This window comes from Capnocytophaga haemolytica (assembly GCF_001553545.1).
Classification (GTDB): domain Bacteria; phylum Bacteroidota; class Bacteroidia; order Flavobacteriales; family Flavobacteriaceae; genus Capnocytophaga; species Capnocytophaga haemolytica.
The window spans coordinates 2,391,014-2,407,905 of record NZ_CP014227.1 but is presented as its reverse complement, the minus strand read 5'-3'; the positions used below and the strand labels follow the sequence as shown (position 1 = coordinate 2,407,905).

General features: G+C 41.7%; 20 protein-coding genes. 12 read left to right on the top strand and 8 right to left on the bottom strand.

What is annotated here, in order from left to right:
- Nucleotide 1: 1 nt before the first annotated feature.
- Together AXF12_RS10655 and AXF12_RS10650 are read right to left on the bottom strand one after the other, a co-directional pair.
- Entirely contained in the window at nt 2–379 is a 378-nt protein-coding gene (locus AXF12_RS10655; RefSeq protein WP_066430993.1) for a VOC family protein, read from the bottom strand.
- A 12-nt stretch (nt 380–391) separates the two neighbouring features.
- On the bottom strand, nt 392–907 hold the full coding sequence (locus AXF12_RS10650) for a DUF488 domain-containing protein (RefSeq protein ID WP_066430992.1): 516 nt from the start codon (nt 905–907) through the stop codon (nt 392–394).
- 336 nt (nt 908–1,243) lie between these two features.
- On the opposite strand from AXF12_RS10650, the gene AXF12_RS10645 reads away from it, so the two are divergent.
- The 8 genes from AXF12_RS10645 to AXF12_RS10615 all read left to right on the top strand — a co-directional run bounded on the left by AXF12_RS10645 (nt 1,244) and on the right by AXF12_RS10615 (nt 8,291).
- The gene (locus tag AXF12_RS10645; protein ID WP_066430991.1) at nt 1,244–2,725 is read left to right on the top strand and encodes a cellulose synthase family protein; all 1,482 of its coding nucleotides are present in this window, start codon (nt 1,244–1,246) and stop codon (nt 2,723–2,725) included.
- A 94-nt stretch (nt 2,726–2,819) separates the two neighbouring features.
- A complete protein-coding gene (locus AXF12_RS12340) occupies nt 2,820–2,972 on the top strand; it encodes a hypothetical protein (protein WP_159429715.1) in 153 nt (50 codons plus the stop codon).
- Between the two features lie 32 nt (nt 2,973–3,004).
- Nucleotides 3,005–3,538, top strand: a complete 534-nt coding sequence (locus AXF12_RS10640) for a hypothetical protein (RefSeq protein ID WP_143325036.1) — start codon at nt 3,005–3,007, stop codon at nt 3,536–3,538.
- 163 nt (nt 3,539–3,701) lie between these two features.
- Nucleotides 3,702–4,670 (top strand): tryptophan--tRNA ligase, encoded by a 969-nt coding sequence (gene trpS / locus AXF12_RS10635; protein ID WP_066430985.1) that lies wholly within the window; start codon nt 3,702–3,704, stop codon nt 4,668–4,670.
- 78 nt (nt 4,671–4,748) lie between these two features.
- Nucleotides 4,749–5,708, top strand: a complete 960-nt coding sequence (locus tag AXF12_RS10630; RefSeq protein ID WP_066430984.1) for a Gfo/Idh/MocA family protein — start codon at nt 4,749–4,751, stop codon at nt 5,706–5,708.
- The gene (locus AXF12_RS10625; RefSeq protein WP_066430981.1) at nt 5,705–7,183 is read left to right on the top strand and encodes an SPOR domain-containing protein; all 1,479 of its coding nucleotides are present in this window, start codon (nt 5,705–5,707) and stop codon (nt 7,181–7,183) included. Before AXF12_RS10630 ends, AXF12_RS10625 begins: the two co-directional genes overlap by 4 nt.
- A gap of 41 nt (nt 7,184–7,224) precedes the next feature.
- Nucleotides 7,225–7,644: a hypothetical protein gene (locus tag AXF12_RS10620; RefSeq protein ID WP_066430980.1), complete on the top strand. Its 420-nt coding sequence runs from the start codon at nt 7,225–7,227 to the stop codon at nt 7,642–7,644.
- Nucleotides 7,645–7,658: 14 nt separating this feature from the next.
- Nucleotides 7,659–8,291: a 7-carboxy-7-deazaguanine synthase QueE gene (locus AXF12_RS10615; RefSeq protein WP_066430979.1), complete on the top strand. Its 633-nt coding sequence runs from the start codon at nt 7,659–7,661 to the stop codon at nt 8,289–8,291.
- Here AXF12_RS10615 and AXF12_RS10610 read toward each other — a convergent pair.
- The gene (locus AXF12_RS10610) at nt 8,288–8,995 is read right to left on the bottom strand and encodes a class I SAM-dependent methyltransferase (RefSeq protein WP_066430978.1); all 708 of its coding nucleotides are present in this window, start codon (nt 8,993–8,995) and stop codon (nt 8,288–8,290) included. The two genes, AXF12_RS10615 and AXF12_RS10610, sit on opposite strands and share 4 nt — an antisense overlap.
- 141 nt (nt 8,996–9,136) lie before the next feature.
- Between AXF12_RS10610 and AXF12_RS10605 the strand changes: the two genes are divergently transcribed.
- The 4 genes from AXF12_RS10605 to AXF12_RS10590 all read left to right on the top strand — a co-directional run bounded on the left by AXF12_RS10605 (nt 9,137) and on the right by AXF12_RS10590 (nt 12,370).
- Nucleotides 9,137–10,003: a ComEA family DNA-binding protein gene (locus tag AXF12_RS10605; protein WP_066430976.1), complete on the top strand. Its 867-nt coding sequence runs from the start codon at nt 9,137–9,139 to the stop codon at nt 10,001–10,003.
- Between the two features lie 63 nt (nt 10,004–10,066).
- Nucleotides 10,067–11,209 (top strand): acyl-CoA dehydrogenase family protein, encoded by a 1,143-nt coding sequence (locus AXF12_RS10600; protein ID WP_066430974.1) that lies wholly within the window; start codon nt 10,067–10,069, stop codon nt 11,207–11,209.
- Nucleotides 11,210–11,214: 5 nt separating this feature from the next.
- Entirely contained in the window at nt 11,215–11,661 is a 447-nt protein-coding gene (locus AXF12_RS10595) for an RrF2 family transcriptional regulator (protein ID WP_066430973.1), read from the top strand.
- Nucleotides 11,662–11,710: 49 nt separating this feature from the next.
- Entirely contained in the window at nt 11,711–12,370 is a 660-nt protein-coding gene (locus AXF12_RS10590) for a tRNA1(Val) (adenine(37)-N6)-methyltransferase (protein ID WP_231909905.1), read from the top strand.
- Nucleotides 12,371–12,448: 78 nt separating this feature from the next.
- Here AXF12_RS10590 and rplT read toward each other — a convergent pair whose 3' ends face one another.
- The 5 genes from rplT to AXF12_RS10565 form a co-directional block, all read right to left on the bottom strand.
- Nucleotides 12,449–12,793 (bottom strand): 50S ribosomal protein L20, encoded by a 345-nt coding sequence (gene rplT / locus AXF12_RS10585; RefSeq protein ID WP_066430971.1) that lies wholly within the window; start codon nt 12,791–12,793, stop codon nt 12,449–12,451.
- 113 nt (nt 12,794–12,906) lie between these two features.
- Entirely contained in the window at nt 12,907–13,104 is a 198-nt protein-coding gene (gene rpmI / locus AXF12_RS10580) for a 50S ribosomal protein L35 (RefSeq protein WP_066430970.1), read from the bottom strand.
- A gap of 56 nt (nt 13,105–13,160) precedes the next feature.
- Nucleotides 13,161–13,631 carry a translation initiation factor IF-3 gene (gene infC, locus AXF12_RS10575; RefSeq protein ID WP_066430968.1) on the bottom strand — a complete coding sequence of 157 codons (471 nt, stop codon included), beginning with the start codon at nt 13,629–13,631 and terminating at the stop codon, nt 13,161–13,163.
- Nucleotides 13,632–13,765: 134 nt separating this feature from the next.
- The gene (gene thrS, locus AXF12_RS10570; protein WP_066430965.1) at nt 13,766–15,712 is read right to left on the bottom strand and encodes a threonine--tRNA ligase; all 1,947 of its coding nucleotides are present in this window, start codon (nt 15,710–15,712) and stop codon (nt 13,766–13,768) included.
- A 161-nt stretch (nt 15,713–15,873) separates the two neighbouring features.
- Nucleotides 15,874–16,800: an aspartate carbamoyltransferase catalytic subunit gene (locus AXF12_RS10565; RefSeq protein WP_066430963.1), complete on the bottom strand. Its 927-nt coding sequence runs from the start codon at nt 16,798–16,800 to the stop codon at nt 15,874–15,876.
- Nucleotides 16,801–16,892: the final 92 nt, after the last annotated feature.

Here is a 16,892-nt window from a genome sequence, read left to right as displayed (position 1 = left end):
ATTAAGAGGTGTATTCACTCAGTTCCACTAAGTTGCCGTCAGGGTCGCGTACGTATATGCTATGCATATTTCCCTTAGCTCCACTGCGTGGCACGATCCCTTCCACTATGGGGCAGCCTTTTTCTGTGAGTTCATCCTTTGCTGCTTGCACATCATCGACAATTAAGCAGAAGTCCTGTGCGCCGTACTCAGGGTGCTCAGCCGCTGGAAGAAACTCACCTTTACGACTGTGAATGTTAATCTTACAATTTCCAAAAAATAGTGAATAGCGCCCGTTCTCCTCTGTACAACGCATTCCCAAAACTCCAACATAGAAGCCCAAACACTGCTTCAAGTCAGCAGTGGTAATCACCAGATGATCAATATACCTTATTTCCATATATCACAATATTTAATTATGTAGAGCGCTACTTACCGCCCTCTGCTGCTGATACACCTCCCTAAGCGGATGCTCCTCAGCCTTGCCAACCCCCGTGATGTGCCACACTTCCCAGCCTTTGGCTTTCAGATAGTCCGACACCATAGAGCGATGGCAGCGCCACCACACCGCTTCCGCACACATATAAGCCGTAACCTCAGTACGCGCAATAGCCTCAAGCTGTGCAATACCCCGTACAAACCCTTCCGTATCCATATAATCAGCATAGGCTCGGAATGATTCGTTGCGCCACTCCGTATGCTTCGAGTCCTTAACCGCTTTGCGGCGTCCCCCCAAATCCCTCAGATGTGTGTAAGCGATTCCCGCCTTGGGCAGCGCCACTTCAAGCGTTTCCTTATTGAACTGCGGACATTTACGCGAGCCTGGTAGCCCTCGGATATCCACCAAATGCACCACTTCAAAACTGTGTAGCATTGCTACCAACTCCTCAAACGTATGCGTAGAATGCCCTATCGTATAGATTTTCATCGAATAAAATACACCTATAAATAATACGGCAAAGGTATTGCAAAAAATGCAACTATCCAAATCCTATTTTGAAAAAATGCTAAAGGGCACCCATCCCCTCACAATACGGATCCCAAACGGATCCCAAACGGATCCACCCATAATCATAACGCCTTCCAAAAAACTAAAATACACGTTGGACGCTGTTCTCCTTCAGGAATTATTCACTTCTGTAAATCAATCTCTTACTTAATTTGTTAATAAATATTTTGAAAATAATTCCTTAAAAAGTTTTTCAGATTGAAGAAAAGAAGTACATTTGCACATTAAAAGGAGAAAAATCATAGTTTAGTGATTATGGGAATAATTAGTTACATCATTATTGTAGTTTATTGTGCCGCATTGGTGCTGATCTTTTTGTATAGCTTATCAATGCTAAATCTACTGCTTAATTACATAAAGCACAAGCGCCAAAACGATGAGGCACCCAAGTTCAACTTGCTCGACCCACGCGAGATACCCTATGTGACCATCCAATTGCCACTTTACAACGAAAAGTATGTAGTACGTCGTCTATTGGAGAATATCGCAAAATTGGAGTACCCTCGCAATAAGTTGGAAATACAAGTGCTCGACGACTCAACCGACGACTCCGCTGAGGAAACTAAAAACATCGTCAAAGAACTCCAAGCCACAGGCTTAGATATCCAGTATATCCACCGTACCAACCGCGCAGGCTTTAAGGCTGGCGCCCTAAAAGAAGGTACCGCAGTGGCTAAAGGCGATTTTATTGCCATCTTCGATGCTGACTTTATGCCACAATCCGATTGGCTCAAGCGTACTGTCATCTACTTCAAAGACCCTCAAATTGGCGTCGTGCAAACCCGTTGGGGGCACCTCAACCGCAATTACTCCATCCTCACCAAGATACAGGCTCTCGCCCTCGATGTGCACTTTACCTTAGAGCAGGTAGGGCGTAGTTCTGAGGGACACTTTATCAACTTCAACGGTACGGCAGGCATCTGGCGAAAGGAATGTATTTATGATGCAGGTAACTGGCAAGGCGATACCCTTACCGAAGACCTCGACCTTAGCTACCGTGCACAGCTCAAAAACTGGAAATTCAAGTACTTGGAAGATGTAGAAACCCCTGCCGAACTTCCCGTGGTGATCTCGGCTGCACGTTCACAACAATTCCGCTGGAATAAAGGTGGTGCTGAAAACTTCCGCAAAACAGTAAGTAGGGTGCTCTCAGCTAAGAATATTGGTTGGAAAACCAAGTTCCACGGGGTGATGCACTTACTTAATAGCTCGATGTTCTTCTGGGTATTTGTAGTGTCAATACTCAGTGTGCCAATGCTGTATATAAAGAATGCCTACGGGCACTTAGCTTGGGTATTTTACCTGACGAGCTTCTTTATTTCCAGTACTATTATCCTGTTTATCTGCTATTGGTTCACCTATAAAACGTTGCAGGGTAAAAAACTGAGTGATTTCTTTGACTATGTCACGCTCTTCTTTACCTTCTTCTCAGTAGCATTGGGTTTCTCCTTCCACAACACTATTGCAGTGCTCGAAGGGCATACAGGCAAGCGCAGTGAGTTCGTGCGTACACCCAAGTTCAATATCAGCTCCCTTACCGATAGCTGGAAGAATAATAAGTACATCAACACCAAGCTCTCACCTAATATGATCGTAGAGTTTCTACTGATGCTTTACTTCATCTTTGGCTTGTTCAGCGCTGTTAGGTTAGACGACTTTGGTATGTTCCCATTCCATTGTATGCTCACCTTGGGCTTCGGTTTTGTATTCTTCAAATCATTGACTTCTAAAGCGTAGTAGTTTTATAGATATTAATTTGTGAGGGACTTAAAAATTAGTAACACTGGTTTTTAAGTCCTTTTTTGTGAATAACTAATACTAAAAATTGCAAATGAAAAAACTATTCTCTTTGTTATGTCTCTCCTATGCCTCTCTCTCTTTAGCCCAGATGCCACTTGACTGGAAAATCTATGAGCTTGAGGGGAAGGTACAAAAACTCAGTATCTACAATCGATTCTATGATGATAGGGGTAGGGTAGAGTAGAGGTTGCATCTTACAATGAATTAACATTCAATATGTATGGATATCTTACCCAAATGCTCCTGAGAAATTCTCTTGATAACCCCTCATTCTATACTTTCTATGATTATGAAAATGAGCAGCGTCCTATAAAAATTATAAAGCGAAATGAAAATGGAGTAATCACTACAAAGCGCACATATACTAAAAAAGGCTATACCGATGAAATTTGCTATAATGATAAAGATATCACAGTTTATAAATATGAGCTTAATAAAGCAGGGAATATAACGAAAATTGATGTGCATAATGGGGCAGAAGTTAATTTTACGATCTTGAATACTTATGATCGCAAAGGGCACTTGATAGGTAGTGTAGATAATAGATCTCGCACTGACTTTTCTTGTGATGAGCAAGGGCGTATACAAAGTTTCAAACGCTATAATATTCAGGGTGACTTAGAGGAAGAAAGAAGATTTGAGTATGATAAATTTGATATGAGAGGTAATTGGACAGAGAAGCGGGTCTACGTCAATGCAATCCTAAAACAGAGAGAAGTAAGGAGGATTGTATATTTCGCTGAAAAATAGATTAATGCATTAGTTAAAGAAGATAAACAACTTTTTTACAAGAGATAGTTTGGTGTTTTACACTTTTTGCCGTACCTTTGCACTTGAAAATATAAAAGATTAGGAGAAATTAGATTTCTTAATGAATAAATAATTTAAGGTGTTCGTAACACCTAAAATCTAAATAATGAGAATTTTAACAGGAATACAAAGTACAGGTACCCCGCATTTGGGGAATATTCTCGGGGCAATAGCTCCCGCGCTTGCAATGGCTGCAAAGCCTGACAACGAGCCTTTTCTATTCATTGCCGATATGCACTCACTTACTCAGATTAAAGATGGGGCGCAGTTGCGGGCAAATACTTATAGCGTGGCGGCTACGTGGCTGGCATTGGGGTTAGATACTCAGAAGGTAGTCTTTTATCGCCAGAGTGATGTGCCTGAGACTACCGAACTCTCTTGGTATCTGAGTTGCTTCTTCCCTTATCAGCGGCTTACCTTAGCACACTCCTTTAAGGATAAAGCTGACTATCTGCAAGATGTCAATGCAGGCTTATTTACTTACCCAATGTTGATGGCAGCCGACATTCTGCTTTACGATGCAGAAGTAGTGCCCGTAGGTAAAGACCAACTACAACACTTAGAAATCACACGCGATGTTGCCTCGCGATTTAACCATCAAATGGGTGAAACCTTCATCTTGCCTCAACCACGCATTGAGGAGCGTGTGCAGATCATTCCAGGTACCGATGGTGAGAAGATGAGTAAGTCGCGCAACAACTTTATCAATATCTTCTTACCTGAGAAGCAATTGCGCAAACAAGTGATGAGTATACAGACTGATAGCACCCCACTGGAAGATCCCAAAGATCCCAACACTTGCAAGGTGGTGGCACTCTATCGCTTGGTAGCAACCTCTGAGCAGGTACAAACTATGGAAGCCGCCTACCGAGCGGGGGGTTATGGCTATGGTACTGCCAAACAAGCCCTGTATGAGTGCTTATTAGAGTGCTTCGGCGAGGCACGCGAGAAGTATAACTACTATATGGCTCACTTAAATGAAATAGACGATATACTACACGCAGGGGCTGATCGTGCTCGTAAGGTAGCACGAGCCACCCTCAGCCGTGTACGTACTAAATTGGGATATTAGAATAAGAGATCAGAAAACAGGAGGTCAACACTGAACTGATTATTGGTTTCTGACTACTGATCACTAAAAAAGAATTATATGAAACTAAAAGCAGGCGTCCTTGGAGCAGGACATTTAGGTAAAATACACTTGCGGTTGTTGCAACAATCCGAAAAGTACGATTTGGTCGGATTTTACGATCCCGACACAGCCAATGCTCAAAAGCTCAGTGAAGAGTTGGGTTATAAGTTGTTTAGGTCCATTGAAGAGCTCATAGCAGCTTCGGATATGGTAGATGTGGTAACCCCTACGCTCTATCACTACGAGTGTGCCGAGAAGGTAATCAAGGCAGGCAAGCATCTTTTTGTTGAAAAACCAATAATGGCTACCGTTGAAGAGGCTGAGTCTATCATAGCCTTGGCAAAACAATACGGAGTGAAAGGGCAGGTCGGACACGTTGAGCGCTTTAACCCTGCTTTCTTAGCTGTACGCAGTCAGATACACAACCCGATGTTCATCGAAGCACATCGCTTGGCTGAGTTCAATCCGCGAGGTACTGATGTGCCTGTAGTGCTTGACCTGATGATACACGATATTGACGTGATCCTCAGTGTGGTAAAATCACCTGTGAAACACATTTCAGCGAGTTCTGCAATGGTTATCAGTCATTCACCCGACATCACTAATGCCCGTATTGAGTTTGAGAATGGTTGTGTGGCAAACCTCACAGCCAGCCGCATCTCAATGAAGAATATGCGTAAGGCGCGTTTCTTCCAGCGTGATGCCTATATCTCAGTCGATTTCTTAGAAAAGAGTGTCGAAGTAGTAAAAATGAAAGATGCCCCTGAAACTCCTAACGATTTCGATATGATACTACAAAATGCCGAAGGTGAACGTCGCCAGATATACTTTGAGCACCCTGAGATACATCAGAATAATGCTATCTTAGACGAGCTTGAAACCTTTGCCGATGCTATTGTACATAACACCACTCCTGTCGTTACTCTTGAGCAAGGCACTGAAGCCCTACGAGTAGCTAAGCAAATACTGAGTTTATGAGGTATACATTCCTTGCAATAATTACACTGCTTACACTGCCTTTGTGGGGTCAAGCTACTGATTTTAAAGTCCGCTATGAGGCTTTTCTCAAAGGGGATATCAAGATTATTGGCAATAACATCCTCAACCGTGAAGAGCGTCGCAAGAGCGCTAATACCCCCTATAACGACCGCTCAGGAAAGGCAAAACTCAACGATGTACTCAATATGCAGTACACTGATGTAGACAATGACCCTCAGACGTTTTCGTCAAGCAGCGCTTCTTTTAATAATGAAGGTGCCGAAGGGGGAAAGGTGGTTTATGCAGGGTTGTATTGGGCAGCTACCTATCCTTATGCTGCAGGGCAGCTTAAAAAGGATAAAAACACAATAACGGATAACAGTAGGCAAGATCCCAGCTCAGTATTACTTAAAATACCTTCAAAAAATACTTATAACCCTGTGCAAGGCACACTTATCTACGACGCTCGCAATGATGAAAAGCTAAAGAGTTCATCACCATACGTCTATTACGCTGATGTTACTACGCTTGTGGCAGAAGACAACTCACAAGGTGATTATACAGTAGCTAATGTACGAGCAACATTAGGGCAGATAGAAGGAGGTTCGGCGGCAGGCTGGGCACTGGTATTAGTTTATGAGAATGCCAATAGCAATGTGAAGAAAATTATTACTTACGATGGCTTTGCGGCGATTACCAATGAAGAGTCTAAAACACTTACTTTTAGTGGTTTTAAGACGCCTGAGAAAGGAGCTTTCCAAACACATATTATGGGGGCTACCCTCGAAGGCGATCTTAATATGAAGGACGATAATGTGTTGCTTTCGGTACCTGCCAGCGGTCAGTATATCGCTCTGCAAAGCAAACTGCGACCAGCACGCAACTTCTTTAGTAGTGTGATTGATAATGATGGCAAGATCGTCAGTACCCGTACTCCCAACAGTGAGAATACCTTGGGCTTTGATATATTTCGCCTCAGTATTGAGAATGATAAGCAGTCTCTTATTCCTAATAATGCCTCTTCACTTGATTTGATTTACTCACGTAGTTTTGACCGTTATTATCTCTTTCTCACAGCTTTAGAAATTGAAAATAACCCCAAAGAGGTACCGCAGAAGGTAACTGAAATAGAGACTGCTAAGCCTATCGCAATGCCTTTAGTAGAGGTGAACCCTACTGTTAAACCTGCTGCAAATACCCCACGAGTGAAAAAGCTACAAGCCACCGATACACAAAGAGGTTATTATGTGATTGTTGGTTCGTTTCTCAATATCAATAATGTAGAAAAGCGAGTTGAAGAGATGAAAGGATTTGGCTATGATGCCCAAGTGTATTACAATAGCGATCAGATGCTCAACTTTATCTATGTAGCTTATTATGATAACTATCAACAGGCAGCCCAAAAGGTTGAAGAGGTTCGCAATCGAACCGATATCCCTGATCCTTGGATTTTAGATGTAGCTAATAATGACTAAGAATAAAGTATATAATTTATTAAATAATAATTTTTGAAGATATGAAAAAAATGATTTCATTTGTTGTAGTTAATTTTGCTATTATAGCATTTTTTAACTGGTTAGTACTTTGGATTATTCACCCTATGTGGGCTGAATCTTGGATTAAGATAGGGTTACCAATCACTTTTGTGTTCTTGTGTATACTCTATCCACAGATCAATAGAATTCATCTATGGTATGCAAGGCACTTGCTTATCTATGCGACAGTAGTTGCTATCTTGTTTGCTTATTGGTTCTTCTCTACGTGGTATATTGAGGGAGCTTCGGTAGGCTGGGCATTGAAAACGGCTGTTGAAGGAGCGAGCTTTGGTCAGGTGTTTGGTATGTGCTTTGCTTATCCATTGATGTTGGCAGCAAACTACTATTTTAGACATCAGTTTTTTAAAGAAAATAAAGTGTTGGTAGAAGTAGAAGGTTAATATATTCCATAGAGATGTTGAGCAGTCAGACGCAGATAGCCTTGCGCAAAGGAGAGATCTTGCCAGTGATGGAGGCTTTCTACACTCTCCAAGGCGAGGGGTTTTATAAAGGAACCGCAGCCTATTTCATCCGTCTTGGGGGGTGTGATGTGGGCTGTCATTGGTGTGATGTAAAGGAAAGTTGGGAGGCTGAGAAACATCCTATACTTCAGGTGCGAGATATTGTAGAAGAAGCCCTTAAACATTCAAAAACGATCATCATAACAGGAGGTGAACCTCTGATGTGGAATCTTGATCTACTTACAAAATATTTGAAAGAAGGAGGGGCACGCATTCATATCGAAACCTCTGGTGCACATCCTCTCTCAGGTGATTTGGATTGGATTTGCCTTTCACCTAAAAAACTTAAATTGCCTAAAGAAGAAGTCTTTGCAAAAACCAATGAGTTGAAGATGATCATCTACAATAATAATGATTTTCTTTTTGCAGAGCAGATGGCGGCAAAGGTAAGTTCTGATTGTCTTCTGTATCTACAGCCTGAATGGAGTAAGCGAGAGAAAGTTATTCCTAAAATTGTAGATTATGTAATGGCACATCCTCAATGGAAGGCAAGCCTGCAAATGCATAAATATTTAGAGATTCCTTAAGAGTGGGTAAGTCTTGCCAGATAGTCAAAATGTGCTCCCTCAGCAATTAACTCGCATTGCAAACCTACTGAGACGGCAACATTCTGTAGAGTATTATAATCAATGTACATCCAAGGAAAGGGAGTTTCTATTTCTCCTTTGTATTTTACCAAGTAATCAAGTTCTCCGTAATAATCAAAAAGCAGAGGTACCTCATAGCTGCCGTCGGGGTTTTGGTCAAACATATAAATGAGGTCAGAGGAGTCGGTAAGCACTTGTCCACCAGTGGCTAATAAGGTCTTTATTTGTGCAAAAAAGGTGCCCATTTGCTTCAAGCGTCCACACATACCCGCTCCATTCATCAGTAGTAAAATAGTGTCATAGCTGCCTTTTAGCTGCATTACATCTCCTACTGTTGCGTGTTGCAATCCACGTAATCTGCACGCTTCAATAGCTTTCGGCGAAATGTCAACCGAGTGCACCTCCAAACCCTTTTCATTTTGTAGGTAAAGTCCGTGTGAACCTGCCCCACAGCCTACTTCAAGTACCTTGCCTCGAGTGAGTTGCAAAGCTTGTTGCTCCAGAGAAGGCATCTCGTTGTAAGAGCGAAAAAGATAGGGGAGAGGTAAGGTGTCTTCCTCTGAAATTGTTGTCTCAGTTTTAATGTCTTCTGTGTAATTGCCAAGTTGGTAATCCAAAAGAGCTTGTCCGAATAAGTCTTTCATTTTCTTAGATATGAGGCTGCAAAGATATATTATTTATTTGCAATAAGAGAGGTATGACTGTAGTTTTTTGCAATTTCTTTTGCAGGAATGAATCTTTTTAGTAATTTTACGCCTTGAAAAGGATCACAGTTTAGTAAGGAGATGCGTTATTTTCATAGGTTTAATTCATCACAGCGCAAGGGAGCTATACTCCTGTTGGCTCTAGCAGGCATAATACAGTGTGTCTACTTTTTTACTCATTTTAATCATACTTTTGAACCCATAATAATTGATGACTATCGACGGGAATTAGATTCACTTCGTGCACTGGCACTACAAAAAAAGAAAGACACTATTTACCCTTTCAACCCTAACTTTATTACAGACTATAAAGGCTGGCGTTTAGGGATGTCGCCAGAGGAAATAGATCGCTTGTTCGCTTTCAGAGAACAGGGAAAATGGGTGAATTCTGCAAAAGAATTTCAACAAGTTACAGGAGTATCTGATAGTCTGCTTGCTAAAATAGCACCTTCATTTAAGTTTCCTGATTGGGTTGGTAAAAGTAGAGCTTATAAGAGTGAATATAAGCAAAAATATACCTCTTTTAACGATAAAAAACTTCCTAAAATAGATATTAACGCTGCTACTAAGGAGGATTTGATGAAAATTTATGGTATTGGTGAAGGCTTTTCAAGTAGAATATTAAAATACAAAGAAAAATTACAAGGTTTTACGTATATTTCGCAAGTGTCAGAGGTCTATGGGTTGGATAAAGAAGTCTATCAACGTGTAGCAGAACGTTTTGAAGTGAAAAATCCTCCTGTAATTGAGAAAAAGGATATCAACAAACTTTCAATGTACGATCTTTCAAAAATTCCATATATTAAGTATGGTGAAGGTAAAAAAATTGTAGCTTTACGTTCTGAGTTAGGCAATATCAAATCCTTTGAAGATCTTTTGCAAATAGAGGGTTTTGATAAACAACGGATAGAGCGATTACAACTTTATTTATACATAGACGTGCAATAATTTTGGCAGTTATCTGATAATTTTGTAACTTTGCCCCCTTGAAAAATACGACGATTAAAAAGAATGGATTTTAGTTATTCAGATACACAGCAGATGGTAGCACAAACTGCTAGAGAATTTGCAGAGCGTAATATACGTCCCTACGTAATGCAGTGGGATGAGACACAAGAATTTCCTGTGGAAGTCTTCCGTAAAGCAGGTGAATTGGGCTTTATGGGGATATTAGTGCCTGAGCAATACGGTGGTTCAGCATTGAATTATCACGACTATATCACGATTGTTGATGAGTTATCGCAGGTAGATCCTTCAATAGGTCTGTCAGTAGCAGCACATAATTCACTGTGTACAAATCATATTCTGTGTTTTGGTAATGAGGAGCAAAAGTCAAAGTGGCTACCTAAGTTAGCTTCTGGAGAATGGATAGGAGCTTGGGGCATTACAGAGCATAACTCAGGCTCTGATTCAGGGGCTATGGCTACAACTGCTGTGAAAGACGGTAATGAGTGGGTGCTTAACGGATCCAAGAACTTCATCACCCACGGTAAAAGTGGTGATATCGCTGTAGTAATTACTCGTACAGGTGAAAAAGGAGATAAACACGGTATTACAGCCTTCGCAATAGAGCGCGGTACTAAAGGGTTTTTAAGTGGCAAAAAAGAGGATAAACTCGGGATGCGCGCTAGTGAAACTGCAGAAATGATTTTTCAGGATTGTCGTATTTCTGACGCCAATAGATTAGGTGAAGTAGGTGAAGGCTTTATTCAAGCTATGAAGATTTTAGATGGTGGGCGCATTTCTATTGGGGCTTTAGCACTTGGAATAGCTCGTGGTGCTTATTTGGCATCTGTGAAATACGCAAAAGAACGTACGCAATTTGGTAAGCGCTTATTTGATCATCAAGCCATCGCATTTAAGCTCGCTGATATGGCTACTGAGATTGAAGCCGCAGAGCTTTTACTACATAAAGCAGCCTCACAAATTGATAGAAAAGAGCGTGTTACCCTCTCAGGAGCAATGGCAAAGATGTATGCTTCTGAGGTGTGTGTTAAGGCTGCTACTGAAGCAATCCAGATACACGGAGCTTATGGTTATACAAAAGATTTTCCTGTGGAGAAGTTCTTCCGCGATTCAAAACTTTGTACCATAGGCGAAGGGACAACAGAAATACAGAAGATAGTAATAAGTAGGCAAATAGATAAACAATAATCATTATGTTAACAAATTCAAGTAAGTACGCAATCAATGCAGTGATATACTTATCAGTACATTCGTCAGTGACGCATAAGATGGGTGCTAAAGATATTTCAGAAGCACTACATATCCCGACACCCTTCTTAGCAAAGATATTACAGATCTTAGCCCGCAAGAAGGTCATCTGTTCCAACAAAGGACCAGGAGGAGGTTTTTGGCTTACTGATAAAGAAAAGCAAGCCCCTTTGATGACTGTTGTAGAGCAAATAGGGGAGGCAGAGAAATTTGTGAAATGTGCAATGAGCTTAAAACAATGCTCAGATGAAAAACCTTGCCCTATTCATAATGCAGTACAGCCTTTTCGCGAAGAATTCAGAAAGCAGCTTGCTGAACATTCTATTGCATATTTTGCTGAGAAAGTAAAGAATAAAGAGGCATATCTATTTGGCTGCGATGTCTGTTCATAAGGATATTTTTCAGTTTAAACAATTTGCTGTAACACAGTCTAAAAGCGCAATGAAGATCGGTACTGATGGTGTACTTCTCGGTGCTTGGATTCCTATAGCACACAAACCAAAAACCATTCTGGATATAGGAGCTGGGACTGGTGTTGTAGCTTTAATGCTTGCCCAGCGAACCGAAGCGTTGACTATTGATGCAGTAGAGGTTGATGAGAAGGCTTATGTGGAATGTACTGAAAATTTTGAGTCAAGCCCTTGGAGCGATCGTTTATTCTGTTATCACGCCTCATTTGAAGAATTTGTACACGAGATATATGAAAAATATGATCTTATAGTTTCGAATCCTCCCTTCTATACAAGTGATGTAAAAACAGATAGTCATACACGTAATAAAGCTCGTTTTGCAGAATCTTTACCCTTTACGCAACTTGTAGAAGGTGTGTCAGTATTATTGGAAGAGCAAGGGCTATTTGTAATAGTATTGCCTTGTGCAGAGGAGGAAAGTTTTATCAGTATAGCAGCAAGTAGTGGGCTCTATCCTTCGCACGTTACTCGTGTAAAAGGTAATCCTACTGTGGAGGCAAAACGCAGTCTGATAACTTTTTCACGAGTGAAAGGTCAGTGTGAGATAGATACATTGATCATTGAGAAGCAAAGAGGAGTTTATACAGAGAGCTATATAGCTCTTACAAAGGAGTTTTACTTAAAAATGTAAGACTATAAAAATAGTAAGAAAGGATATCCTTTTAAGGATGTCCTTTCTTGCTTTACGGTATAATATCTTGTTAAACGTTTATTTTACTTTCTCAACAATGGCTTTGAACGCTTCAGGGTGGTTCATCGCTAAGTCAGCGAGTACCTTGCGGTTGAGCTCAATGTTATTCGCTTTGAGTTTCCCCATAAACTGAGAGTACGACAAGCCGTAAAGGCGTGCCCCTGCGTTGATACGCACAATCCACAAAGCGCGGAATGTTCTCTTCTTATTACGGCGGTCTCTATAAGCATAAGTCATCGCTTTCTCAACAGCGTTCTTAGCTACCGTCCAAACGTTTTTTCTGCGGCCAAAGAAACCTTTGGCTTGCTTCATTATTTTCTTCCTACGAGCTCTACGAGCTACTGAATTTACTGATCTTGGCATAAAATACTTCTTTTTAATTTTTGTAGTAGGTGGCTCAGCTTTTAGGCGTTAGCTTATAGCTGTAGCACTTTGGGTACCCACTCCACGGTTATTAAATTCCTACTTTCTGGCAATTATTTTAATCCTAATTGCTTCTTGATGCTTGCCTCATCATTCGCGTGAACGAGTGTAGCGTGCGTTAATTTCAGCTTGCGCTTAGTGGTCTTCTTTGTTAAGATGTGACTCTTAAACGCGTGCTTTCTCTTGATTTTCCCAGAGCCTGTAACTTTAAAGCGTTTCTTAGCTCCAGATTTAGTTTTAATTTTTGGCATTTGCTTCGATTATTTTATGATATTATCCCGTATTTCTTTTTCTATAAGTGCATTAGCTACTTTTTCTTCGATACTGGCGCGAGGAACATTGTCATTCGCTTGCCTTCTAACTTCGGCATCTGTTCCACCTTGCCATACGCTTCTAAGTCTGTAGCCAAGCGCAATAGCAATATCTCCCCTTGGTCTTTATAGATGATCGAACGCCCTTTGAAGAACACGTAGGCTTTCACCTTCGAGCCTTCTTTGAGAAACTTCTCTCCGTGTTTCTTCTTAAACTCATAATCGTGATCATCCGTCTGCGGACCAAAGCGTATCTCCTTAATGACTACCTTGGTAGCATTGGCTTTGATCTCCTTTTCGCGCTTCTTCTGCTCGTAAAGAAATTTCTTGTAATCAATCACTTTACAAACAGGAGGCGTTGCATTTGGTGAAATCTCCACCAAATCGAGCTCTAATTCTTCTGCAATTTCTAATGCTTTGCGAGTGGGGTATATGCCGTTATCAACATTCTCCCCTACCAAGCGCACTTCGGGTACACGAATATCTCTATTCGTGCGGTGTTGCTGCTTGTCATCTCTGCCCGGTGTGTTAACTCTTTTGTTAATGGCTATTGAATGTTTAAAATTACTATTTCTTTCCTAATATAAATAAGCCTCAATGGCTATACTTCCTTGAATTGCTTCATACTCTTGCCGACTTCCTCTGCCACAAGCCCCGCAAAAGCCTCAACAGTCATACTACCCAAATCCTCACCACCACGCTTACGCACCGACACTGTTCCTTCTTTTTCTTCATTCTCCCCTACAATCAGCATATAAGGTATCTTTTGTGTCTCTGCCTCACGTATCTTCTTGCCAACAGTTTCATTGCGATTGTCGATGAGTGCTCTCACCTCTAAGTTCTCTAACTTGTGCAATACGCTTTGTGAATATGCTTCGTATTTCTCACTGAGCGATAACACAATCGCCTGATTGGGGTTCAACCACAATGGGAAATCTCCTGCAGTGTGCTCTAACAATATCGCTACAAAACGCTCCATACTGCCAAATGGTGCACGGTGTATCATCACAGGGCGATGGTTCTCATTGTCAGCTCCTTTATACCAAAGATCAAAACGCTCTGGAAGGTTGTAATCCACTTGAATGGTTCCTAACTGCCATTTGCGTCCTAAGGCATCTCTCACCATAAAGTCGAGCTTAGGTCCATAAAACGCTGCTTCGCCTGTTTCCACAACATAGTTCAGCCCTTTCTCCTTAGCAGCATTGATAATCGCTGCTTCTGCCTTTGCCCAATTCTCATCTGAGCCTATGTATTTATCAGGGTTCTCAGGGTCGCGTAATGATACTTGCGCCGTAAAATTGTCAAACCCTAACGAACCAAATACGTACAGCACCAAGTCAATCACATTCCTGAACTCAGCATCCAACTGCTCTGGTGTACAGAATATGTGGGCATCATCCTGAGTAAAGCAACGCACACGTGTCAATCCGTGTAGCTCTCCACTCTGTTCGTAACGGTAGACAGTGCCAAACTCAGCAAAACGCTTAGGCAAATCCTTATAGCTCCACTGATGTGAATTGTATATCTCACAGTGGTGCGGACAGTTCATAGGCTTCAACAAATACAATTCCCCTTCATTAGGTGTACTTATAGGCTGAAAACTATCCTTACCGTACTTATCCCAGTGCCCTGAGGTTTCGTACAAATGTTTATGACCGATATGTGGTGTTACCACTTGCTCATAGCCCGCTTGTTTTTGTGCCTTGCGCAAGAACGCTTCCAAACGCTCTCTGAGGGCTGCCCCCTTAGGCAACCACAACGGCAAGCCTTGCCCCACTTTGCTTGAGAAGGTAAACAGTTCCAGTTCTTTGCCGAGCTTGCGGTGATCGCGCTTCTTTGCCTCTTCGAGCATTGCCAAGTACTCAGTCAAATCCTTTTGCTTAGGGAAAGTGATCCCATACACACGGGTAAGCTGAGGGTTCTCCTCTTTACTGCGCCAATATACGCCAGAGGTGCTGAGCAACTTCACTGCCTTTACAAAGCCTGTGTTAGGCAAGTGTCCTCCACGGCAAAGGTCGGTAAAAGTACTATGGTCACAGAAGGTAATCTCACCATCATTGAGCGCTTCTATCAACTCTGTTTTGAACTCATTCTTGCCTTTGTAGTATGCCAATGCATCTGCCTTACTCACAGGGCGCATCTTGAACTCGTGCTTCCCGCGAGCAATTTCCAGCATTTTAGCCTCTATCTTTGGGAAATCCTTCTCTGAAAAAGGTTGCCCTACAAAATCCACATCATAGTAAAACCCAGCATCTACGGCAGGACCAATAGTGAGCTTAATCCCTGGGTAAAGCTCCTCTAAAGCCTGTGCCAAAATGTGTGCCGATGAGTGCCAAAAAGCCTTCTTGCCTTGGTCGTCATTCCAAGTGTATAAAACTAAATTACCATCGGTCGTCAGGGGCGTACTCACTTCGATCGTCTTACCATTGTAACTCGCTGATAACACGTTCCTCGCCAAGCCCTCACTGATGCTGAGAGCCACTTCCGCTGGGGTAACCCCACTTGCGTACTCCTTTACTGACCCGTCAGGTAATGTAATTTTAATCATCTTCTTTTCTTCAGTTTTTATTTGAAAGCGCAAAAGTACAAAGAATATTTGAATTGAAAAAATACTTAGGTCGTTTTTACAAAATAAATTATGGTGGAAGTGATTTAACTGTCTGTTTAATAGTGCTTTATTTTTACTGCAATTTATTTACTTTTTGGAGCTTATTGCAATTTTGATGCTAAAAGATAAATCACTGCCATCCGGATGGCTACCCCATTTTCCACTTGTTGCAGGATGATCGACTGTGAGCTATCCGCAACCTCAGAAGTGATTTCTACTCCTCGGTTGATAGGTCCAGGGTGCATAATGATGATTTCTTTGCCAAGCGAATAGAGGATTTCCTTTGTAAGTCCATACTGCTGAGTGTATTCGCGTGTGGAAGGAAAATAGCTGATATCCAAACGCTCATTCTGTATACGCAGCATATTAGCCACATCGCACCATTCTAAGGCTTTGAGTAAGTTTGTCTCAACGCGTACATCAAGCTCGCCTATGTACTTCGGGATCAGTGTTTGAGGGCCACATACCATCACCTCAGCACCTAACTTGTGCAGGGCGAAGATATTAGAGAGTGCAACGCGCGAATGCAGTATGTCACCTACAATTACCACCTTTTTACCCGCTACCTCTCCCAGTTGCTCACGAATGGAATACGCATCCAAAAGGGCTTGTGTAGGGTGCTCGTGCGCCCCATCGCCAGCGTTGATAATAGCCGCCTTTATGTGCTTTGAAAGAAAAACACCAGCCCCAGGGTTTGGGTGGCGCATCACCACCATATCCACCTTCATCGAGAGGATATTATTGACCGTATCAACCAAGGTTTCACCCTTAGTAACTGAAGATTGCGAAGCTGAGAAGTTGATTACATCCGCCGAAAGCCGCTTTTCAGCCAACTCAAAGGAAAGCCGCGTACGGGTACTGTTCTCAAAAAAAAGATTGGCAATAGTGATATCCCGCAATGAAGGCACCTTCTTAATCGGTCGGTTGATGACTTCCTTAAAATGATCTGCAGTCTCGAAAATCAGTTGGATATCGCTCTCAGTGATGTATTTAATCCCTAATAGATGTTTAACGCTTAATTCGCTCATAATCATTGAGTATTCTATGTTGTAATGCTACACTTTACGCGATGCAAAAGTACAAATTTTTTATCTTCTGTGCAAGAAAATCCCTTAGTGTT